The sequence below is a fragment of the Psychrobacter communis genome, from assembly GCF_014836505.1.
GTDB classification, from domain to species: Bacteria; Pseudomonadota; Gammaproteobacteria; order Pseudomonadales; family Moraxellaceae; genus Psychrobacter; species Psychrobacter faecalis.
The window spans coordinates 61,925-85,697 of the sequence record NZ_JACSQR010000009.1 but is presented as its reverse complement, the minus strand read 5'-3'; the positions used below and the strand labels follow the sequence as shown (position 1 = coordinate 85,697).

Annotated in this window: 14 protein-coding genes; 5 read left to right on the top strand and 9 right to left on the bottom strand. The window is 42.4% G+C overall.

Annotation, left to right across the window (positions count from 1 at the left end; all coding sequences use genetic code 11):
* Nucleotides 1-57: 57 nt before the first annotated feature.
* From H9653_RS05210 to H9653_RS05185, 6 genes are all read right to left on the bottom strand, one after another.
* Complete coding sequence (locus H9653_RS05210; RefSeq protein WP_191690964.1) at nucleotides 58-492, bottom strand: hypothetical protein; 435 nt, start codon at nucleotides 490-492, stop codon at nucleotides 58-60.
* A gap of 137 nt (nucleotides 493-629) precedes the next feature.
* Nucleotides 630-2,906, bottom strand: coding sequence for a class 1a ribonucleoside-diphosphate reductase subunit alpha (gene nrdA, locus H9653_RS05205; protein ID WP_191690962.1), 2,277 nt, complete (start codon nucleotides 2,904-2,906; stop codon nucleotides 630-632).
* Nucleotides 2,907-3,457: 551 nt separating this feature from the next.
* Nucleotides 3,458-3,769: a YbeD family protein gene (locus H9653_RS05200; protein WP_342343299.1), complete on the bottom strand. Its 312-nt coding sequence runs from the start codon at nucleotides 3,767-3,769 to the stop codon at nucleotides 3,458-3,460.
* Nucleotides 3,770-3,990: 221 nt separating this feature from the next.
* A complete protein-coding gene (locus H9653_RS05195; RefSeq protein ID WP_191690957.1) occupies nucleotides 3,991-4,689 on the bottom strand; it encodes a class I SAM-dependent DNA methyltransferase in 699 nt (232 codons plus the stop codon).
* A gap of 86 nt (nucleotides 4,690-4,775) precedes the next feature.
* Entirely contained in the window at nucleotides 4,776-5,423 is a 648-nt protein-coding gene (tenA, locus tag H9653_RS05190) for a thiaminase II (protein ID WP_191690956.1), read from the bottom strand.
* 808 nt (nucleotides 5,424-6,231) lie between these two features.
* Nucleotides 6,232-6,984: a bestrophin family protein gene (locus H9653_RS05185; protein ID WP_225211619.1), complete on the bottom strand. Its 753-nt coding sequence runs from the start codon at nucleotides 6,982-6,984 to the stop codon at nucleotides 6,232-6,234.
* Between the two features lie 220 nt (nucleotides 6,985-7,204).
* On the opposite strand from H9653_RS05185, the gene H9653_RS05180 reads away from it, so the two are divergent.
* Nucleotides 7,205-11,470 (top strand): NACHT domain-containing protein, encoded by a 4,266-nt coding sequence (locus tag H9653_RS05180; protein ID WP_191690954.1) that lies wholly within the window; start codon nucleotides 7,205-7,207, stop codon nucleotides 11,468-11,470.
* A gap of 119 nt (nucleotides 11,471-11,589) precedes the next feature.
* Here the strand turns inward: H9653_RS05180 and rpoD are convergent, their stop codons facing one another.
* From rpoD to H9653_RS05165, 3 genes are all read right to left on the bottom strand, one after another.
* Entirely contained in the window at nucleotides 11,590-13,509 is a 1,920-nt protein-coding gene (rpoD, locus tag H9653_RS05175) for an RNA polymerase sigma factor RpoD (RefSeq protein WP_144296886.1), read from the bottom strand.
* A 619-nt stretch (nucleotides 13,510-14,128) separates the two neighbouring features.
* Nucleotides 14,129-16,318: a DNA primase gene (locus tag H9653_RS05170; RefSeq protein ID WP_191690952.1), complete on the bottom strand. Its 2,190-nt coding sequence runs from the start codon at nucleotides 16,316-16,318 to the stop codon at nucleotides 14,129-14,131.
* 175 nt (nucleotides 16,319-16,493) lie between these two features.
* Nucleotides 16,494-17,657 carry an outer membrane protein assembly factor BamD gene (locus H9653_RS05165; protein WP_191690949.1) on the bottom strand — a complete coding sequence of 388 codons (1,164 nt, stop codon included), beginning with the start codon at nucleotides 17,655-17,657 and terminating at the stop codon, nucleotides 16,494-16,496.
* A gap of 866 nt (nucleotides 17,658-18,523) precedes the next feature.
* Between H9653_RS05165 and H9653_RS05160 the strand changes: the two genes are divergently transcribed.
* The 4 genes from H9653_RS05160 to H9653_RS05145 all read left to right on the top strand — a co-directional run bounded on the left by H9653_RS05160 (nucleotide 18,524) and on the right by H9653_RS05145 (nucleotide 23,647).
* Entirely contained in the window at nucleotides 18,524-19,609 is a 1,086-nt protein-coding gene (locus tag H9653_RS05160) for an RluA family pseudouridine synthase (protein WP_191690974.1), read from the top strand.
* Between the two features lie 91 nt (nucleotides 19,610-19,700).
* Nucleotides 19,701-20,573: a polyphenol oxidase family protein gene (locus H9653_RS05155; RefSeq protein WP_225211617.1), complete on the top strand. Its 873-nt coding sequence runs from the start codon at nucleotides 19,701-19,703 to the stop codon at nucleotides 20,571-20,573.
* 57 nt (nucleotides 20,574-20,630) lie between these two features.
* Nucleotides 20,631-21,260, top strand: coding sequence for a flavodoxin family protein (locus tag H9653_RS05150; RefSeq protein ID WP_144296889.1), 630 nt, complete (start codon nucleotides 20,631-20,633; stop codon nucleotides 21,258-21,260).
* 932 nt (nucleotides 21,261-22,192) lie between these two features.
* Nucleotides 22,193-23,647 carry a cytochrome c gene (locus H9653_RS05145; RefSeq protein ID WP_191690947.1) on the top strand — a complete coding sequence of 485 codons (1,455 nt, stop codon included), beginning with the start codon at nucleotides 22,193-22,195 and terminating at the stop codon, nucleotides 23,645-23,647.
* The last annotated feature ends 126 nt before the right edge of the window (nucleotides 23,648-23,773 follow it).

Sequence of the window (23,773 nt, the reverse complement as noted above, 5' to 3'; positions counted from 1 at the left end):
AAGGGTGGATGGAGAATAATTTACCTAAACTGTTTCATGATATGGGTTGTATCAATTTTATTTTGGATTGACTATAAATACCAGTTTTTCAGTATATTCAACAAAAAAATTCCTCAGATTTTCATCTTTGGTGATCAAAGAAAATTCATACATATCTGCATATAATACTAAATAAAGACTATTTACTATCTCATTAAAAGTAAATGAATTAGAGTTCATATCGTTATGGAATCTATATAAAACACTATTTTGATAGGATAATAAATGATTGTTAATCGCTTCATTAACAGTTCCCCATTTATTAAACTTCAAATCCTGATCATCTAAAGAATGAATTTTTCCAATATTGCTTTCATTTAAAACAAAGTTAAAAATGTTTATGATTTCCTGCTGCTTATCCGTACATTCACTAGTAGTAGCATAGTAATCGAGGTAAATATTGATTTTATCTTTTAACGATCTAAATTCCTCACTTCTATATTTATACAGCATGCTTACCTCTGTTAAAAATTATTTTATAAATATAAAAGAGTTATATAAGCTTATAGCGCAACTTAAAAAGACAAAAGTTCAAAAAAGAGGCTACGCTATAAACTTATAGTCATTTAATAAACTCTATTAAGAAATTCCTAAATCTTACAGGCACCGCCAGCACAATCATCTTCCATATCCGCTTGGGCATCGTTCGCACCATCACGAGTGTTATGGTAATACAAGGTCTTCACACCAAGCTTATACGCGTTTAGCAGATCTTTTAGCAATATCTTCATCGGTACACGGCCACCTTCATAACGAACCGGATCGTAGTTGGTATTGGCAGAGATACTTTGATCGACGAATTTTTGCATGATAGCGACCAGCTTTATGTAACCGTCATTGTTCGGCATTTGCCATAGTAGCTCGTACTGATCTTTTAGGGTAGCAATCTCAGGCACGACTTGCTTTAGGATGCCATCTTTTGACGCTTTGATAGACACCAGACCGCGCGGTGGTTCGATACCGTTGGTGGCGTTGGCAATCTGGCTAGAAGTTTCAGACGGCATCAAGGCGGTTAGGGTAGAGTTGCGCAGACCGTGAGTGGTGATTTCACCTCGTAGCGTTTCCCAATCGAGATGTAGCGGCTCTTGGCAGATTTGATCCAAGTCTTTTTTATAGGTATCAATCGGCAAGATACCTTGCGAGTAGGTGGTCTCATTAAACGCAGGGCACGCGCCTTGCTCTTTTGCCAATTTGTTCGACGCTTTCAAGAGATAAAATTGCAACGCTTCAAAGGTTTGATGGGTCAGACCAAGCGCGCTGCCGTCTGAATAGCGTACGCCATTCTTCGCTAAGTAATACGCATAGTTAATTACGCCAACGCCCAAGGTACGGCGACGCATACTGCCATTTTCAGCGGCTTTGACTGGATAGTCTTGATAGTCGAGTAGGGCATCAAGCGCGCGGACGATAAGCTCGGCTGGCTCTTCGATATCGCTGACGTTTTCAACTTTGCCTAAGTTGACTGCTGATAGCGTACAAAGAGCAATCTCGCCAGTTTCGTCATTGATATTATCAAGTGGCTTGGTCGGTAGCGCGATTTCCATACATAGATTTGACTGGCGAATCGGTGCAACTGTGGCATCAAATGGGCTATGAGTGTTGCAATGGTCGACGTTTTGGATATAGATACGACCAGTGCTGGCGCGCTCTTGCATCATCAGACTAAACAATTCTGTTGCTGGAATTTGACGGCTACGGATATTAGGGTCGTTTTCATACTTGGTATATAGTTCTTCAAAGGTGTCTTGATCTTCAAAAAATGCATCATACAAGCCTGGGACATCAGACGGTGAAAACAGCGAGATATCTTGACCTTTAATCAAACGGGTATACATGGTTTTATTTAACTGGACGCCGTAATCCATATGACGGACACGGTTGTCCTCGACGCCGCGGTTGTTTTTCAGTACCAATAATGACTCAACTTCTAAATGCCATAATGGATAAAATAACGTCGCCGCACCGCCACGCACCCCACCTTGTGAGCAGCATTTCACAGCCGTTTGGAACAGTTTGTAGAATGGAATACAGCCAGTATGCTGCGCTTCACCGCCACGGATAGGGCTACCAAGGGCGCGGATACGACCAGCGTTGATGCCGATACCAGCGCGCTGCGACACATAACGGACGATGGCACTGGTGGTGGCGTTGATAGAGTCTAGGCTATCACCACATTCGATTAGGACGCACGAGCTAAACTGGCGCGACGGCGTACGTACACCTGACATGATGGGCGTTGGTAACGAGATTTTAAATTGTGAGGTCGCATCATAAAAGCGTTTGACATAGCTTAAGCGCTCGCCCTTGTCATAATTGGCAAACAAACACATGCCAACGAGCATATATAAGAATTGAGGACTCTCGTAAACGGTCTTGGTCACGCGGTCTTGCACGAGGTATTTGCCCGCCATTTGCTCAACGGCAGCATAAGCCAAATTCATATCGCGCCAGTGGTCGAGGTATGCTTCTAATTCATCAAATTCTGCGCGGCTATAGTCGGCTAAGATATGTTCGTCGTATTTACCAGCATCGGTCAACGTTTTGACATGGTCATACAGATGCGGCGGGGTGAATTTATTATAAGCAATTTTACGTAAATGGAAGATTGCCAAGCGCGCGGCTAAATACTGATAGTCAGGTGTGCTTTCAGAGATAAGATCGGCGGCTGACTTGATGATGGTTTCGTGAATATCACGCGTTCTGATACCGTCATAAAACTGAATATGCGACTTTAGCTCAACTTGCGATACCGACACATTATCTAAATCATGAGCTGCCCACTCGATAACCTTATGAATCTTGTCTAAATCAATGGGCTCTAAACGTCCATCACGTTTGGTTACTTTGATATTATCGATATGTGTCATGCTGACCTCGTAAGTTGATTGCTAGGTAGTTATTTATAATGTTGCTTTATAGGCTGCTGCGCGGTTAAATCTGGCAGACATGCTTTGTCACGCTATCTTTCAGACGCTATCTGTTTTAAGACAAGATATCCTGTCATGGCAGATGTTTTTTTAGGCAAAACGATGCCGCGGCTCATAGTGACGGTTCAAATCACTGAGCACTACATATAGCGTATTTGTTAGTAGGTGGACACAATATAGCGGGAAAATTTTGAAAATGCTATATTGATTTTAAGGGCAAACTATGTTGATGCGAGGGTAAAGCGTGTCCAAATTTTGGCAAAGGACGATGGGATAAGGGTTAGACGCCGATAAGAAAAATAATAAAAGTTTTGTAAAAAATGGCGCGGATTTACTTTTTATTGTTGGCTAAATTTATAAAGGCCAATTGTCTAAATAGCAGTTATATTTCGGGTGGAGATTGTACCGCAGACAATAAAAAATCGCCACCCATATGAGTGACGATTCGGATGAAAAACGGGCTAGATTTTATAAAATTAGCAAAACTACCGTTAAACCACCATACGTACGGTTTTTGCATTATCAAGCGCCGCATAAAGCGTGTTCACTTGCTCAACGGTGGTTAAGTATAAATTGGCACGTACCGAATGGAAGCGTCCTGTTTTTGATGGTTTGACTTCCATAGAGGCCAAATCAAACTCAGGGAATTGGCTACCCAAGATAAGCTTCACTTCATTAAGCAAGCTTTCGTGCTCACCTTCATGACCGATGATGCTCATTGGATAGTTCATTGGGAACTCCCACAGCTCAGGGTTTTGCACATCGGTTTTTTTGCCTTTTAAGATACCGTCATTGGCGACCAATTCTGTCACTTTAACTTCTCTTTTAGAGGTTTGACTAGCATTGTTGTCTTGGTTTTTGGTATTTGAACTGCCAGTGCTTGTGTTGCCAGTGTCTTTTGGATCATCAGTCATGATGTGGTCCTTATTTTTTATTGAGATATGATAAGCGCTTTATGCACCATTTATAAGGGCGTTCGGCGTATTATTCAAGTGTCAGCCAGCGATAACGCACATTAAAACCGTTATTTTTTATAACCACAAATTGCCACGTAGTCGCCGCGATCATAGCCTTCGATGACCTCTTGGACTTTGTCGTTGGCATACATAGGATGGGTCAATAAAGTCTGCGCATATTCAAAATCAACAAAACCATTGGCTTGCATTAAGGCGATTTTTTCATCAGAGGTACGCCAGTTAGCTGACTTCACCAGCTCGATAGGATAAGGATCAGCAGGCGAGATGTGCGCAAGTAGTGGATGCTCCCACGTATCTACCGCGCTGGCAAGGTTATATAAGCTGGCAAAGCCACTTTCTTTTGGTACATCAATCAGAATAAGTTTGCCGCCCGTTTTTAGAGCGTCAAAGGCTTTTTTGATACAGATATCTAAATCGCTGATATAGCTGACGCTGCCGTTAAACATGATGATGTCAAACTTATTGGGCTCAATCTCGCAGGTTTCGGCTGGGCTGATATCTACTTGTAAGCCGCGCTTTTCAGCAACTTCAGCCATGTCTTTTGACGGCTCGATACCATGTTTGATATGAATGTCATAGTCTTTTGCCAGTAGAGACTCAAACAGTCCGCTACCACAGCCGACAGACAATATCTCGCTATCTTTATCTAAGAAGTGAGCGACCAGCTTTAGCTCGCTGGTCAGTAAATTTTGGTTGTCAAAAAACCAGCTGTCATACGCGCTTGCGTGTTCATCGAATGCTGCCATGATGTTTCTCCTTGTTGATCATTATTATTGATCATTATTTTTGATTGTAGAGGGCTTTTTTAGAACCAAGCCAGATTGAGTATAAATTAAGACAAATCTAACGCCTGCTGCCAAAAATTAACTTCCATACGTGCGGCAGTGTTAAATAGCCGTTGGAACTTGTTTGCTTGAGCATGGCTGGCATCGGCTAACAGCATATTAATCTGTGCTTCGTTTTGCGCGGTAATCGCTTGAAAGTCATCGCTTGAAAATACATCAATCCATGGCTGATAAGGGTTACCCGCGATAAAACCCTCATCTTTGATACGTTTGCCGATCTCTCCATAGCCCATCAAGCAAGGTGCAATTGCAGCATACAGTTCAGCTAGCGAGCCTGACATTGCTGCATCTAAGATATAACGGCTGTAGGCAATGGTGGCTGGCGATTCAGGAGCGTTTTCAACTTCCTCAAGCGCGATTCCCCACTGCTGACAAAAGTCTAAATACATGCCAATTTCTAAATCAAGCATGGCGTTGATACCGGCTTGACCGACGCGCATTTGTGCCAGCGTGTCGCTCTTATATACGCTCAGCGCCATCACGCGGGTATAGTGAATTAAGTATAAATAGTCTTGCACAAGGTAATGGCGAAAGCTGTCAGGGGCGAGCGTTCCTGCTGCCAGTTGATTGACAAAATCATGTCCAATATAAGCATCCCAAGTCGGACAGTTATTGCGTAGTGTTTGGTAATCCATAGTTTTCACTTACTGTTATAAAGTGCAGTAAGAAAATGGCAGAAAAAAAGAGATAATAAGGCACAATAAATTTGCCAGTCTAGGTTAAATAGATTGGCAAAACATAAAGTAATTGTGACTTGTATATCGACACGCTTGTTTCCTACGTCAGTGCTAACTGCATCAGGTTCGCGGGACTCTCTCAGCCATGATTTTGATGGTAATTAAATCATCAAAAATCAAAGCACCCCGACAAGGTTTATTTTTTAATAATAAATATAAAATTTAAATGGTTTTGAGCTGCTGTTTTTTTAAGTAGTCCATATTTAAACAGTGTTTATAGGCAGCGTTTAAAAATAGCTTAACAAATCAGCTCTATGATAGGCGAACTCAGCCATCATTAGCAAGTGATGCTCAAATAACCATGAATAAAGGTTTTCTTATAAGCTTAAATAGACAGGACTTTACCTTTTATTAAGCTGTTCAAGTACCACGATAATGGCGAGAGAAATCACTATTTTCAAATGTATTTTTTATTCATAAAAGCTCTACTATTGCCTATATTATTTAGCTACTCGACGGTAAGATATTAAAAAATATCTTATGAATTAAGGCAATGCTTTCATGGGATACTGTCTCATTTAGCATTGATTACTTTATGCTTTATAGGCGTTCAGCTAAGAAGCTATGGTAAATAACCATTGATGGGAGTGATCTTAGGCGGAATATCTGCCTCTTCTAGTGCTTCTCGCAGATTGATCTCGATAGTACGCGACAATGCAGTCAGGGGTGGTTTGTTGGCGGCTAAGCCGAAAGGCTCTTCTAGCTCTTAACTGAGAGCATCCAAACCAAAAAAGGTATAAGCGATCACGGCACAAGTCAGTGGGGTCACCCAACCGAGCGAGGCCACCAAGCCAAAAGGCAACATGACGCAATACAGATAGGTCGAGCGATGGACCAGCAGCATATAAGCAAAGGGCAGCGGTGTATTATGAATGCGCTCGCAGGCCGCCAATACAATGGTCATAGATGTCAGGCGCTCGTCCATGTTCTGTATGACTTGCTCTGAAACCAGTCCCTGACGTCGAATGTCGCCGAGCTGCTTACCCATGAGGCGCATACTATTATGGTGTTTCGATGCGAAAAAAGGCTCGACATCATGCCAAGGTGACGAGCCGCGCAGGCGATGGCGCACAGCATGCGCAAAAGCAATGGTCAGGTAAACCATCGTTCGCCCATTCTCGCGCCCATTTTCGGTATCAGTATCTACAAAAGAAAGCACTTGACGGGTTAAGCTACGCGCATCATATACCAACTGACCCCAAAGCCCTCGAGCTTCCCACCAGCGTTGATAACTGGCATTTTTACGAAAACCAAGAAATAGTGACAACGCGATTCCTAGCAAGGTAAAAGGAGCCATGCCATAATAAGGAAAAGAGTCAGGAAGCCAGTGCTGAATAACTGTTATAAGTGTGTTAAGAAGCGCGATCAGCAAAATTTGCGGATAAATCCTTGGAATGACAGAGCCGTGCAGGGTAAAAAGTATCTTGAGGGCGTTTGGGGTGGTTTGCCGGACAATCATGGTGTTTTCTAGCGGTGGTACGTATATATTTCTGGCATAGTATATATTGTAAGATTGCATTTTAGGATAAAAACCTACTAATTTTTCGCTCTGATGAATGTGTCAGAATTTGATGGTTTTATAGCTATTGTTAAAAAATAGATAGAACGTATATGGTTTTATCTATACATCATGGTCAGGCTAATGAAGAGTACTTCCTTATAAGAAAATTGGAACTTATATGTTGAATTATATTGAAGTGGATAGACAGTTTTCAGCTGTTTCTAAAGATAAAGATGATTCGCAAGATATTGAAAATTACCTCAAATTTAATACTGGACAGTCTGAATCATGGGATTTAATTTTAAGTGAGTACCGTTGTATTGTACTCGCTGAGGCAGGCGCAGGAAAAACGATTGAGTTCAGGGAAAGAGCTTCTTTGATGAAGAGTAAAGGGGGGTATGCATTTTTTATTAGAATTGAAGATATTGATCGTCATTTTTATGAAAGCTTTGAAGTTGGCGATGAGGAGGCGTTCGATAGTTGGTTAGATTCAGATGAAGAAGCATGGTTTTTTCTGGACTCTGTAGATGAAGCCTTACTTACCAGTCCAAGAGCATTTGAAAAATCAATACGGTGTTTTGCTAAAGCCATTAAGAGAGGTCAGCTTAGAGCACACATATATATTTCTAGTCGACCTTATAGCTGGAGAGTAAAGACTGATCAAGAATTAATGGATGAAGTTTTGCCACTAAAAGGCAGCGATTATCAAGAAGGGTCTAACAGTAATGATGAAAAATCTCCTAGTGCGCTTAAAGTTTATAGCTTACGTCCTCTGGATAGAGAAAAGATCGCTGCATACTGTCAAGAAAAGGGTGTTAAAGATACTGATCAATTATTAGATGAGGTTGAAAGGATTGACCTTTGGAGTCTAGCTGAAAGACCGTTTGACTTAGATACAATAATCGATAAATGGAAAGATGATAAGTCACTTGATGGACGCCTAGAACTTATACAACATAATATTGATCTACGGCTTAAGGAGAGTCATAGCGCTGGCTCTCGTACCGCATTAAATACAGATTTGGCGCGCAGCGGGGCACAGCGCTTGGCGGCAGCTGTAGTATTAACAGGAAATGCAGAAATTAATGTACCTGACTCGGAGCGTAATAAAAAGGGCATAGATGCAGACACCATACTGTACGACTGGGATAAAAGTGATGTAAAAAAGTTATTAGAAAGTGGACTGTTTAACGACATTTTATATGGCGCAGTACGGTTTAGGCATAGGGATATACGCGAGCTATTGGCAGCAGAATTTTTTAGTTCGCTAATTAAAGATAATTATAATCGTTTAAATATTGAATCCTATTTTTTCAAAGACTCTCTTGGTGAAAGTATTGTCACCCCTTTACTTCGCCCAGTACTTCCGTGGCTTATTTTGTTTGATGACAATATCTGTGCTAAGACTCTGAATATTACACCAGAAGTTATCATCGAAGGTGGTGACCCTTCTAAACTATCTGTATATACAAGGCAAGACGCAATTTTAAAGCTTATCGACAATATCGATAAAGATCACTACAAAGCTTATACGGGTAGCAATATAGCTATCGCCAATCTTGCCCAATCTGATCTAGAAAGTAATGTGCTCGAACTTATTAACAATTATAAAAGCAACGACAATATTATCTTATTTCTCAGCCGATTAGTGCTTCAAGGTGGAATGGCTAAATGTGTCGATGCATTGATACCTATAATTATCGATAATAATAAAGATAAGTATACGAGAACCATGTCAGCCAAAGCGGTTATGTCTTGTGGAAGTCGAGAACAGAAGAATGCTGTATGGCAAGGTGTCAATAATTCTGATAAAGAGATTCCAAGATGGTTGCTATCAGAGTTAGTTGTTGATGCTGAACCAAATACCGCAACTATTGATTTTATTATTGATGGAATTGCTAAGTTAGCCGAACCGAATGATTTTATGCCAACAGGTTTGACTAGATCTATGTCTAGATTCATTGATCATGCAGATGGTGAAGTTGTTTATTATCTATTAAATAAGTTCTATCACTACTTGAATGTAAATGATTTTTTTCAAAAAGAAGAGTGTGAGGTGTCAAAAAAAGATGCTTGGCTGATGAGCGTGTCATTGAAGTGTATAGAAAGATTGGTTTTGACAAGGAATAGATGCGCTTTATCAGAGGTATCGTTTTCAATGTTGATTAAGGCAGTCTTATTAGAGTTTCATCAGGGAATATATGTCGATACGTGTAAGAATAATCTGCACAGTATATTACCTCAGTGGGTTGAAATGAATGATGCTTTGTACTGGCATAGCGTAGAAGACGCAAGAAAAAAATTTGGTAGGGACGGTAAGTCATTTAATCATGACTTACACCTATTCTATAGGCAAAATTACTGGAGGTTTGAAACGTCTGATTTTTCAAGAGTGCTTGCGTATGTCGGGTCACGACCTTTGAATGATAAACTAGTCGCACTTAGCAATGCGCATCGAATATATTATCAGAGCGACTGTCCCACTGATATGTTGGACGATTTGCGTAAAGCTGTATCAGGAAGTGATGTACTTCAAGATAAACTAGAAAGATTACTGAATCCTGAAATCAGTGAAAAAATGAAAAATTATGAAGAAGAATCAAAAATTAGGTGTGAGAAGGCGAGAAGAAGACAAGATGATTTAAAGAATAGTAAGAAAGATTGGATAATACATTTATGCAATAATCCATCCGAAGTTGTTACACCTTCAGTAGGGGAAGGTGAAATCACTAATAATCATGTGTGGTTATTAGATGAGATAAGAAAAAATAGCGTAGATGCCAGTTGTCTATATTGTACCAACTGGAAAAGCCTGATTCCTGAATTTGGTAATGAGGTTGCTTTAGCGTACAAAGATTTTTGTATGAATTATTGGCGGTGTTATAAGCCTCGGTTAAAATCAGAACAAGACGTTGATAATTCAATTTCTAACGCTTTATTAATTGCTTTGTCTGGTCTAGAAATTGAATCCAATGAAGTCAGTGACTTCCCCAACTATTTAGATACTAATGACCTGAATACAGCACTGCGTTATATTACTTGGGATATTCATGGTTTTCCCAGTTGGTTTGAAAGAATGCATAGAGCATTTCCAAAAGCCACAGAAGATGCTATGTGGAAAGAGCTGGTTTGGGAATTAGAAAGCTCTTGTTCTGAGGGTTCTTTGAGTCATATTTTGCAAGACTTGTTTCATCATGCTCCTTGGCTTCATGAATTTATGGCGGGCAGAGTATTAGACTATTTGATGGGTCGTACCAGTCCACTTACTATTCGTAAAGAGTATTGTGTGAAGATATTGATTAAGGGTAGTGTTGAATCTGGAAAGCTGGCCACACTAGCTGATAAATATATAGCACTTAATGCGGATGACTGTAAAGAAGTGGCTTGGTGGTATGCACTATTGGTTGATAGTGATGCAGATAATGGTATTTCAAAGCTTGAGAACTGGCTATCTGGTTTGAATAATACAGATGCTCAGCAACAAGCTGCAGCTATATTTATTACAGGCTTATTAGGCGGAACTTATACTCAGAAAACAGTATATGACGCAGGAAAATTTAAGACAGCCCCTCATTTAAAGACCCTTTATATGCTGATGCATAAATATATTGAGCTAAGCGATGATATACAAAGAGCTGGCAAAGGGGTATATTCCCCAACGATTCGTGATGATGCTCAAGATGCTAGAGATAGATTATTAAATTATTTGGTAGAGACACCAAGCAAAGAGAACTATTATGCACTTAAGCAAATCTCTAAAGAACATAAAGATAGCTTACATAAGTTGTTGCTGCAAAGACGAGCTTACGAAATGGCAGAGAGATATGGAGACATAGCTCCGTGGTCTGCCAGACAGTTTAAGGAGTTTCATAAATCTAAAGTGTTGCCTCCTCAGACACATAGACAGCTTTTCGAGTTGGCGGTACAACAGTTAAAGGTGCTCAAAGACTGGGTCGAAAATGGCAATGACAGTCCATGGCTAACTTGGCAAAAAGCGGCAGAAGAAAACGAAGTCAGAACGCTAATAGCAGGCTACCTAAATCAACACAAAGGCGGTCACTATACCATTGCTGAAGAACCTGAACTGGCTAATGAGCAACGAATGGATATTTGGCTTGCTAATCCAAAAATTCAATCACCTGTACCTATTGAATTAAAGCTACTTGATAAAAACTGGAGTGGCTCAAAACTATGTGAGCGATTGAGAAATCAATTGGTTGGTGATTATTTAAGAGAAGAAACGGCAGGATGTGGGGTCTTTCTTTTAGTCTCGTTAAATCAAACAAAGCGTTGGAAAATTGGGGATGACATAGTCAGTATTGATGGGTTAGCATCAGCTTTAAAACGGTACTGGCAGACTATTTCTGATCAATATAAGGGTGTTGAAGAAATAGAAGTTATTGTCATTGATTTGAAAAAACGAGCGCTAGTTTCTAATACGTAAGTGGTAAGATATCAAACCGTAATTTTTGCATTCTTCAATATGCTAAATAATTAACTAGAGCTTTTAAAGTATAAAAAAGCCGAGATAAACTCGGCTTTTTTATTTAACTTAATTGATTATTAGTCGTTCTCTAAGAACGAGCGCAGATGCTCAGAACGTGAAGGATGACGCAATTTACGTAGCGCTTTTGCTTCGATCTGACGGATACGCTCACGCGTGACATCAAACTGCTTACCGACTTCCTCTAACGTATGATCGGTTGGCATATCGATACCAAAGCGCATTTTAAGGACGCGTGCTTCACGCTCAGTCAGATTGCTCAAGACATCACGCGTGGCTTCTTGTAGACCAGCCGCCGTCGCATCGTCAACTGGGCTTGAAATCGTACCATCTTCGATGAAATCACCTAGGTGTGAATCTTCATCATCACCAATAGGTGTCTCCATTGAGATAGGCTCTTTGGCAATTTTGAGCACTTTGCGGACTTTGACTTCGTCCATCTCTAAGCGTTCGCCCAATTCCTCAGGTGTCGGCTCACGTCCCATTTCTTGTAGCAACTGACGAGAGACACGGTTTATCTTATTAATAGTCTCAATCATATGCACAGGGATACGGATGGTACGCGCTTGGTCAGCGATAGAGCGGGTGATTGCCTGACGAATCCACCATGTCGCATAAGTTGAGAACTTATAACCACGGCGATATTCAAATTTATCGACTGCTTTCATCAGACCGATGTTACCTTCTTGGATTAAGTCCAAGAATTGCAGACCACGGTTGGTATATTTTTTAGCGATAGAGATAACAAGACGTAAGTTAGCTTCGACCATTTCTTTTTTGGCGCGGCGTGCTTTAGCTTCACCGACAGCCATACGGCGTGCGACGTCTTTCATATCGTGGATTTTCATATCGAGCTGCTGCTCGTAGTCACGAATGCGGCGCTGCAATAAAATCACATCGTCGGCGACTTTTTCTAGCGTACCGGCAAACGCAGGCTTACCTTTAATACGTTCAATCAGCCAATCGACGTTGGTTTCATTGCTTGGGAATGTCTTACGGAACTCGTCACGCGGCATACGGCCACGGCGAATTACCAAACGCATGATTTGACGCTCATGCTTACGCACATCATCATAGACATCATGCATGATTGCCATGACTTGGTCTGACAAGCGATTATTGAGTTTGAGCATCATAAAGCGCTCAGCAAGTAGGGCGTAAGCCGCTTCAGCTTCTACGCTACCACGGCCATAATCAAGCAAGGCTTGCTTGGCTTTGATAAATAGATGTTCAATTTCTTCTAAACGCAGACGAACTTCTTCTGGGTCGATACCGCCGGTTTCTTCTTCGGCTTCTTCTTCAACCTCTTCTTCGTCTTCATCATCATCGTCAAGCGCCAATTTGGCATTGGCTTTTGCTTTGATGACAGGCGGATTTTCTTTTTCTTCTTTGATACGCTCGCGCTCTTCTTTAGCAGCATCTTTGGCTTCTTGTGCGGCGATTTTATCTTCTTCGGTTTCAGGGTCTAAAAATCCTGTGATAACGTCAGACAGTTTTTTCTCGCCATCTTGTACTTTTTCGTACTCATCAAGGACAAACTGTACCGTACCCGGCCAGTAGGCCATGGCATGTTGCACATCACGAATACCTTCTTCGATACGCTTAGCAATGGCAATCTCGCCTTCGCGGGTCAAAAGGTCAACCGTACCCATCTCGCGCATATACATGCGTACAGGGTCAGTGGTGCGTCCCGGTTCGGTCTCAACCGAAGCCAATACTGCTGCGGCCTCATCGGCTGCCATGTCATCATCGCTTGAATCATCGTTCATCAAGATGTCATCGGCGTCGGGCGCAGATTCAAAAATTTTAATGCCAACGTCCGTTAGCATTTGCACGATATCTTCAATCTGATCACTTTCAGTAATAGAGTCGGGCAGTTGGTCATTCACCTCGGCATAGGTTAAATACCCTTGCTCTTTACCCATTTGGATTAAGGTGGCCAGTTGAGATGTGGACTTAGAAACTGACTTATCGTTCATAAATACTCGCTTGCTTGTATCGGACATTTTTATATTGTGACTCGCTAACGCTTACGGGGTGCGTTGATATAATCAATCGATTCATCAAAATATGGCGTAAAGGTTGTCAATAATAACAAAAATGAGTGGATATGAATAAAGGCTCAAAATACGACAATTACAATACTAAAAAACCGCTAAAAATGGTTCCTGCATAAATACGTCAAAACACGCTTACCTAAAAAATACCGTTACTTAAACTTGCTTAAAATGGCGGTTTAAAATCTAAAAGCATTTAAAATGAATAGTCTAAAAAACGCTTTAAAAGTTGTTCGCTAGAATTGCGCTTGCACCAAAAATGCTACTCAATAATATGGGCGTATTGTTATCTATTAAATTGGGCTAGAAATATACAGCGACACAGTTTAACACAGACCAGCCTCATCAAGCACAAGCTAGTGAATCTCGCAGGCATTTATTATCTGTACTGATGATTATTTCTTAGCCATGACGTTTTTATCATTTTTTAACCAGCGCTTGCTTTAGCGCTCAATATGCAACTGGGCATAATCATTAATAGTGGGGGCAATGGCTGTGCTTTTAAAGGGCTACCGATGATAAATAAAATTTCGCCTAGCTGTTAAGATTTCACCGTGGCCATTTGTGCTGAGCGTTCCGCGTGCTGTTCGCGTAGCCAGTCGTTTAATAACTGTGATTGCTTACGGACAATTGCCAGTTTTATGTTGTCTGGGTTTTTTACTAAGTCTTGAATTTTTTTCTTCATATGACGCTCAAGAAGTTGACTGACCAGCTCTTCGACCAAGCCATCTAAACTTAAAATATTACGAGCAGTAAGGGCTTTATAAAAAGCGCCCCAATCACCGCTAAGCGTTTCTTGGGTGCTTGGTTTGACATTGGATAAAATAAAGTGCGCCGCAGCATTGGCGTCTTTTGGCAGATAATTAAGACAGCGCTTAATGGTGCTGACGATATCGAGCAAGGCATTATCTTGCAAATCTTCCCATGCCAGTGGACGCAATATATCAGCAGAGGCTTTTTGTTTAATATGCGCTGGTAGCTGCAGCTCATGAATACCTGCCTGCTGCCAAATGGCTTCGATAGGGTCATCGATTAAGGTGCGCGGCTGGAATAAAAAACACAGCTGCAGCTGCTGACTGATGGTCATCTCACCATCGAAATCTAACAGCGCATCTCTTGCGTCTTTGTTTTGATTGCGCCTGCCGCCAAGCTTTTGATAAATATCATTGTTCAACAGATAGCGAAAGCTGCTACCTTTCGGCAGGGCAGTGGTCAAGGCGCGCACTTGTGACATCAGCTTGGCTTTGCCTTCGACCAGACTTAAGTCATAACGCTCACTCAAATAAGCAAAGATATATTGCGATAGCGGCATGGCATTGGCGATTTGCTCGCGCATGGCGTCCGCGCCCTGACTTTTGATAAAAGTATCAGGGTCATGGTTATTTGGTAGAGTTAAAAACCGCAGCTCTTTATCATCACCAAGTACAGGCAGTGCCACTTCAAGGGTACGCCAAGCGGCTTTTTGCCCCGCACTATCTCCATCGAAACTCAATGTCAGGGTAGGGTTTAATGTCAACAGCCGTGATATTTGGCTCTCATTAATCGCCGTACCCATCGACGCCACCGCACCATAAATGCCCGCTTGATACAAGGCAATGACATCCATATAGCCTTCGACCACTAACCAGTTATCAGCGCGCTGCTGGCGAGATTCATAGTAGCCGTATAAGACGTGCTGCTTATGAAAAACGGGTGAGTCAGAGGAGTTAATATATTTAGGTTTTACCTCATCATCAAGCGCGCGACCGCCAAAACCAATGGTGCGACCTTGGTTATCACGAATTGGGAAAATCACTCTGTCACGCAGTAGGTCGTAATCGCGCCCTGACTCTGATTGGCGTACCAAGCCTAGCGCTTTAAGCCCCTCGATATCTTGTGGGAATTGATGCTCAAGGTGCTGCCAACCAAAGGGCGCATAGCCGAGACCAAAAGCCTCAAAAATATCTTCGGTGATACCGCGTGATAAAAAGTAATGCTTGGCATGCGGATGAGTGGTGAGATTATGCTGATAAAACTGCTGGATTTGCTCTAATAGCTCGTACAAGTTGCCGTCTTTATCAGAGACACTAGTTTCATCATAAAGAGAAGTTGTATCAGCAGCACTACCACCACTGGTCAACCATGCAGGCGGATAACTATTATCGTCTTGATCGTTAGCACCTTGATAATGGGTATTATAGTCATCGGCTGTATAAGGCATCGAATCATACGCGTCTAATGGCGAATAATTTTCATAATTATCATTATAAGTTGGCGGCTGCATATCAGCAGTTGGCAAGTTTGTGGACGTTAAATTGTCAGCTACGGGCTGGCTATGAAACGCTTGCGGTTGCGTTGCCGCTGCCGATGTTGTTGGCTGAATAGCGAGTCTTGGCTTGGTTGCCGGCTTAGCTTTTGGTTTAACGGGCGCGCGCTGATAGCTAACGTTTTGCTGCTCGTCTTTTGGGACTTCAATGCCCGTTTGTTTGGACAGCTCATTAACCGCTTCGATAAAGGTTAAGTTTTCATAGTCACGTAAAAAACTGATGGCATTACCACCAACGCTACAGCCAAAGCAGTGGTAGATGTTTTTTTGTGGATTGACATAAAACGATGGTGACTTTTCACCATGGAACGGGCAGCAGCCTTTGTATTCACTGCCCGCACGTTTGAGCGTGGTATGACGCCCAATGATACTGATTAAGTCAGCTTGGCTATTTAATTGTTCGAGAATATGGTTAGGAATGCTCATACAAAAAACAGTTTACCATAGGTCAATTACATTAAGCATCGACAATCAGCTACAAAAAACTGACAGTAGATAAAAATTATAATAAGTAAAAACAGAAAAATAAGGCCAACAGAATGTTGACCTTATTTTTGATGATAGGTACTAAGCGTCTAAAATAGACGCGAGCCGTATCAATTTACTCAGCAGGTAACGTGGTACGGTGTACAGGGTTCATGTTTTGTGGGTCGACCTCGGCTTCTCTAGCAGTATCGCCAGTGCTCGATTGGCTCGTCACGCGCTCAGTCGATGCTTCAGGCAAACCTAAGCCTACATTGATACCGCTATTGGCACGCTTAGGAGACATATTTAACGGTGCGTTAGCATTCGCTGCTGCCGCATTATCACTTGGTAATCTTAATTGATTGGCATTGCGAATCACTTGGGTTTTGGTAGCCCCGCTGTAGTTGCCTGTTGCAACCGAGGTATCTTTATTAAAACGGTTTAATTGCCCAAAGGTGAGTTTATTAAATAAAGTACGCTCACGTTTGGTGTTGAGTTTGACGCGTCCATCAGCGCTGAGCATGTTTGGATAGTTGATTTGCAATAGTGTTTTATACTCATTTGCTAAGTCATTAAGACCGAGCTTTTCATGGCTATAAGCCAATACGGCGAGGGCATCAGGCACAGATTCACTTAATGGATAATATTGGAATACCCATTTAGCACGGTTGACCGCAGCGACATAGGCTTCGCGCTCGACATACCAGTTGGCTGCACTCATCTCGCTTTCGGCAAACTGATTATAGATAAAGGTCATACGCTGAGCAGCATCGGGCGCGTAAGGACTGTTTGGGTATTTATTGATAAGCTCTTGGAAGTTGGCAAAGGCAATACGCAAATACGCAGTATCACGCTCAGCTTGATTGAGCTTAAACAATTTTAGACCTTCTGATGAGCCTTGCATATTGGCCACGCCGCGCACGTAGTAAGCATAGCTGACTTGCGGATTAGAAGGATATAGGCTGATAAATTGCTCCGCACTGGCCGCAGCCGCCTCGAACTTTCCACTTTCATATTGGGCGTACATCACGTCAAGCAAGGCTTGTTCGGCATATTGTCCCGTTGGATAAAAAGTGCGCAGATTGTTCAAATCTTCGATAGCTTGTGTATAGCGACCCTTATCAATCTGAGCGATGGCGTCGTTATAATAACCTTGCTCAGACTTCTCAGCAGTGGCAACCGCATCCACGTCTTTACCGCCAGTTAGGTTTTTAAACGATTGACAACCCACCAAGTTGACGCTTAACGCCAGTAAGGTGATTGAGGACAGTTTGATAAACGTATTGCCAACAGCTTGCATACTTCTTCTCCGACACAAGACGCGTAATAGCAGCGACGCTATTAGGCTAAATTATAAAAGGGTAATAAGGGTAATAATAAAAAACAATGCTGGCGGCATCCATTAAGGGTCTGCTACTAAATAGGCGCTAGCAGTAAACGCACTCATTATTAACATCATTTTTATCGAATGCCGTTTTGCTCATATTAATAAAATAAATTATTTTAAAAGTTCTTATTTTAAAAATCAGTGCCATAGCATACAGCAAAACAACGCTTACTTTATAGAATAACGCCTGCTTCGTCTATTTTTTCGTTATCTATTTTGTAGTTAAAGGGCTAATGCTTTATGTATGTTGGCTTCGGTCTGTAGTTTAGCATGAGCCGTCGTCACGAGCGATATTGAATATGGCTGACAAGGACAAATATACAGTAAATTACAGCCATGTCATATTTTAGAGAGTTAATCTACCAAACAATGCCATCGGCTGGCGGCTTAACTTTTATCACTTTTCATAGATTTTTAACACGGCTCACTACCTTTGGAAAAATGGTAACGATAAAAACGCAGATAACGCGCAGCTTCTGTAGGGCATAAGCGCTTGGCATGTTACACTATGACGATATGACTGCTGCTTTTTTCGACCGTCCTTATTTTTGCTGGTCTGTGAACGCCAGTCCACTTTCTTATCTCGTTTCCTTATGAAGTCGGCTTATAAAGCTGTAAGCGACTTTACCCTATATCAATCCGCTATGAATAATGATGCTATGACGACCAATTTCCCTAAGAAACAACCGTTAGATACCGATATGTCAGCACAAGAGTTACCAATGCCAAATGAATTATTAAATGACCATCAGCGTGTGCTTGATGAGCAAACGCCGGATATGTCCAATGATGAGTTTGATGAGTTTGATGAGTTGGTCGCTGACGATATTGTCGACGATGAAGATGAAGATGAATACGAAGACAGTGAGGATTCAGTCGTAGTCGCTGGGCAAGCGGTTCCGGTCGTTATTGATGTCACGCATACCGTCATAGAAGACGAAGCGGGCTTACGTATTGATAAACTGGCATCAAAAGTATTTGCCGATTTCTCGCGTGCCCAGCTGCAAGGCTGGATTACTGATGGCAGCTTACTGTATAACGGGGCGGTACAAAAACCGAAAATCCGTGTCAAAGCTGGTGATGTCTTGCATTTATCGACGACACTGCAGCAGCATAGCGAAGATCAGCCAGAAAATATCGATATCGAAGTTGTCTATGAAGATGATGATGTCTTAGTGATTAACAAACCTGTCGGTATGGTTGTCCATCCGGGCGCTGGCAATCAGACGGGCACTTTGGTCAATGCGCTTCTCTATCATTATCCGCAGCAGCACCACTTGCCGCGTGCTGGATTGGTACACCGCATTGACAAAGACACCTCAGGACTGCTGTTAATTGGTAAAACCAAGCCTGCGCAAATGGCTTTAATGGAGCAGTTAAAGGACAAGTCTGTCTATCGTCATTACCAGTGTGTGGTCGCAGGGGATGCGGCAAGTTTACTGCGTCATCGCCGTATCGATGCGCCGATTGGTCGCCATCGCAATCAGCGTACCAAAATGACGGTGATGACGGCAGGGCGTGAAGCGGTGACGCATTTATTGAATGTCACACCGCTGAACGATAACTACTGTTTATTAGATGTCGGTCTTGAAACAGGACGTACCCATCAGATTCGTGTGCATCTAAGCCACATTACCTATCCGATAGTCGGTGACCGCGTCTACGGTGGGCGTCGTCAATTGCGAGCAGGCTTAACAGAAGCGCAGCGTCAAGCGATTAATAATTTCCCGCGTCAAGCATTGCATGCTTATACTTTAGGTTTCGTGCATCCAACGACTGGCGAAGATATTGAAGTCACCACGCCAATTCCTGAAGACATGCAGCAATTGATGGCGGTACTAAGCGAAGGTTATGACGAAGAATAAAATTTGATGAGCTCTATTAAATAATGATATTAGTCTGGTAACAATCTGGCTGTAATGCTCTAATAATAACGATAAGACTGGTGCACTGACCATGCCTAACATAACAAACAATCTGCCTGTCACCTTAGTTACTCAGCTTGATGACGTGACGGTTTTTCAAACGGCAGCTTTTAGCAGCGATGATAGTGAAGCGGCTAATGAGGTAGATAATCAGGCAAATTATGGTGCGCTAAATTTAGGCTTGCATGTCAATGATAACGCCAAAACAGTCTTAAACAATCGTATGCGTCTATTAACGGCGATTAATGAGCAATTAGCGGCGGGGCAGCGTGCGCCAATCAATAGCTTGCACTGGCTCAATCAAGTTCATGGGCAGCAGATTTATGATGTCGATGCGACGGCGCTCCTTATGCGACCGCTAGACGCCGATGCCATGGTCAGTCAACAGGCGGACTTGGGGCTTGCGATTATGACCGCCGATTGCGTACCGATTGTTTTATACCAGCCCGCAACGGGGCAGATAGCTGCTATCCATGCAGGCTGGCAAGGGCTGGCGTGCGGCGTCATAAAGGCAACCGCCGAGCGCTTTGATGCTGATAAACCAATCACGGCCTGGATTGGCGTCTGTATCAGTCAAGAAAATTATGAAGTCGGCAGCCAAGTACGAGATAAGCTGCTGGCAGGCTGTATAGATAATCAAGTCTTGTCATCACAGCATCTTGAAAGCTTTGAACAACGTTATGTCTTAGCTTCTGTAGCGGATAAGATTAAACTGAACCTGCCAAAGCTTGCCGCTGACCAATTAAGTGCAGCAGGTGTTATGGTTAGCAATCAATCCGAAATACCTTGCAGCTATGCGGATTCGCATTATTATTCTTATAGGCGTCAAACGCATCTTGGCCAGTCTGCAACCGGACGTATGGCATTGATTATTACCCGTAGTGCTTCTAGAGAGTTGGCTTGATTCAGCTCTTGAGCTTCTATTTTTATTTCATTTTTAATTGTCACTATTAGAGTTCGTATGAATACACCTGACACACAGCCTGCCATTTTAGAGCATGAGAACAATCTCACTAGCGTCTCAATGGCGGTCATTTATCATAGTAATTATGGGCATACCAAACGCGTTGCCGAAGCAGTGGTGACGGGCGCGCGTCAACAATTACCAGATTCGCAGGTTAAAGCGGTCGATGTGCATGACGTTGATTGGGATTTTGTCGATCAGGCGGATTTATTGGTGTTCGGTAGTGCCGTGTATATGGGCAGCGTGACCGCAGGCTTTAAGACTTTTATGGATGAGACTTCTAAGCGTTGGTATCACCGTAAATGGGAAGGCAAGTGGGCCGCAGGTTTTGCCAATTCGGGCGGTCTGAGCGGTGATAAGCTTGCCGTCCTGCAGCAGATTTGTCTCTATGCCATGCAGCATGGGATGAATTGGATCGGTTTACCACTGATGCCAACAGGACATGAAGCGCATGATTTAAATCGTCTTTCGAGCTTTTTGGGCTTGATGACGCAGTCGCTAGATGGACCGCCTGACGTCACGCCTGGCGCAGGCGATATTGATACCGCCATTTGGTTTGGCGATCATTTGGCTAAGACTATTATCAAGCGTCAACCTAAACAGCAGATAGTCATTGCAGAAGATTAGAATTAACTAAGGCGTGTTCTCGATTCATAATAAAAAAAGCAGCTATCAAACCGATAGCTGCTTTTTTTATTGGCCATTATTTGTAGTAGAAGGGATTTGAGGGGGAACAGCGTTAGAGGGTCGGCGCGCGTTGGATAAATTTTCCACAATAAGCGTTTTAGAAGACACCCTTTTAGAAGAAACAGTTTTAACAGGTATCGGACTTTCGACAAACTGAAAAGATTGGCAACCTGTCACAGGGATTGTCGCTGCCAACGTAAATATAAAGAAGAGTGATTTCATAAGGACATCTCGAGCGTTATTGGCAACATGGCAATGGTTGGCGATATTAAACAGCACTTATCATAAATAAAATGCTGCATCAGTCAAAAGGGTTTTTGCGAGTAGGGCAACGCTTATTTGGAATGCAAGGTGGATGACAAACGGCCGCTATGTATCCATTATGTACGCTTAAAACCTGTAATAACAAGTGCAGAAGTCGTTTTTTGCCATATATAGCGATTTATATCCACGCTTTAATAATGGATTTAATAAATTTTCTAGGTTTAGTAATTGTTTTTTAAAGGATTAATCATCTTGCTCAAATTTATAATATGAAAATATATAGTGATTAAATATAAATTAAATCTCCTAAGAGGTTTTTTAACTTTTGTAAAAGTGTGCGGTGAATGAGTTACTATTTAAGTAATAGTGGCGAAATAGTTTTACATTAGTGGGGTGAGGAGACATTTTTTAGAAACTATCTCTATTAAGTTGTTTTATTACGCCACTTTATTAAGCATTTTACTGGACGATTTGCTAAATCACGTAATGGATTATCCGTTGAGTACTGACGTTATTTAAATCATTTTACTCAATATCAAATGTCTTATCCTGACCAATCGTTCTAATAATAATTACAACACCCTAGGTGCCAGCTATATGAGGATATTATGAAGCCACTTTCTGTGATGTTATCGATGCTTGTCATTGGTATTACCTCCAGCGCCGCGATGGCTGAAGGTGCTAACCTTCCTAATGCCAATTTACCCGATGCTAGCTTACCTAATGTAAGCCCCGCCAATAGTGAGCTTGTCAACCGCGGTGCTTATATCGCTCGCGCTGCTGACTGTATGGCTTGTCACGGTGAGAATTATACGGGCGGCACAGCGATTGAAACCCCTATGGGGAAAATTTATTCAACCAATATTACCCCTTCTAAACGTTACGGTATCGGCAATTATACCGAAGCAGATTTAAAGAACGCTTTACAAAAAGGCCGAGCGCCAGACCATATGCTGTATCCTGCCATGCCTTATCCTTCTTATAGCGGCATGAAAGAAGAGGATATTAGTGCCTTGTTTGCTTATCTACAAACCGTACCGGCTGTCGATGAAGCGCCTAAGCAAGAAACCAAATTACCTTTTCCCTTTAATTTCCGTAGCTTAATGATCGGCTGGAATCTGCTCAATATACCCTCTACTGAAAAGCGCGACGGTCTAAATGAGACCCAAAAACGTGGCGAGTATCTGGTCAATAATCTCGAGCATTGCGGCACTTGTCATACGCCGCGTAACAGCACCATGGGCTTTGATAAAAAAATGTATTTATCAGGCGCGTCGCTTGGTAATTGGCATGCGCCGAACATCACGCCTGACGAGTCGAGCGGTATTGGCAGTTGGAGCGAGCAAGATATTATCACGTATCTACGCACCGGTGAGCTTGACCAACGCGCCTATGCAGGTGGGCCAATGGGTGAAGCAGTTGCGCACAGTACGCGTTATCTGAAAAATGAAGATTTGAGCGCGATTGCCTCTTATCTAAAAGCCATACCCGCTATCCAAACAGAAGACAAGGTCAATAGCGTCAATGTGGCGCGCCTGCCAACGCCTGTGAACGAATCTATCACGCATGACTTACTGGCGCAAAAAGACTACTTGGCGCAAGCAAAGTCAGAAGTAAGTAACGGTAGTAACTCACCAGAAGCGTTATATTTAGCCGTTTGTGGTAGCTGTCATGGTGTTGATGGTTATGGTCAGCCTGACGCGCGTTACGCGCCTATCGTTGGACTGAGCAGTCTGCGCCGCGAAAAGCCTGACGCTCTCGTTAATATGATTTTGCATGGGGTAGAGAGTGCGACCAATACTTCGCCTATCATGCCAGGATTTTCAGAAGAGCTCAGCAGTGAGCAGATTGCGGGTATCACTAACTACGTCCGTACTAGCTTTGGCGGTCATGCAAACAGCGAGGTCAGTGCCGCTGATATTGAGCGCATCGCGTCTATAGGCGTCGAAAAGCCTTTTTTAATTAAGTACGCAGGCTTATTAGCGATTGTCGGCATCATTGTGGCGATACTGATTATTATATTTATTGTGCGAGCCATTTTACGTTCTAGACGCCGTCGTTAATTATAGTTTAACTATTGCAAAGAGCTTTGAATTTATTACCAGACAAGGATTAACGGCAAAACGGTAGGGCATGACAGCTTGGCAAATAAGCGCAGAGTTAAGCCAAGCTGATCAAATTACAAAGAC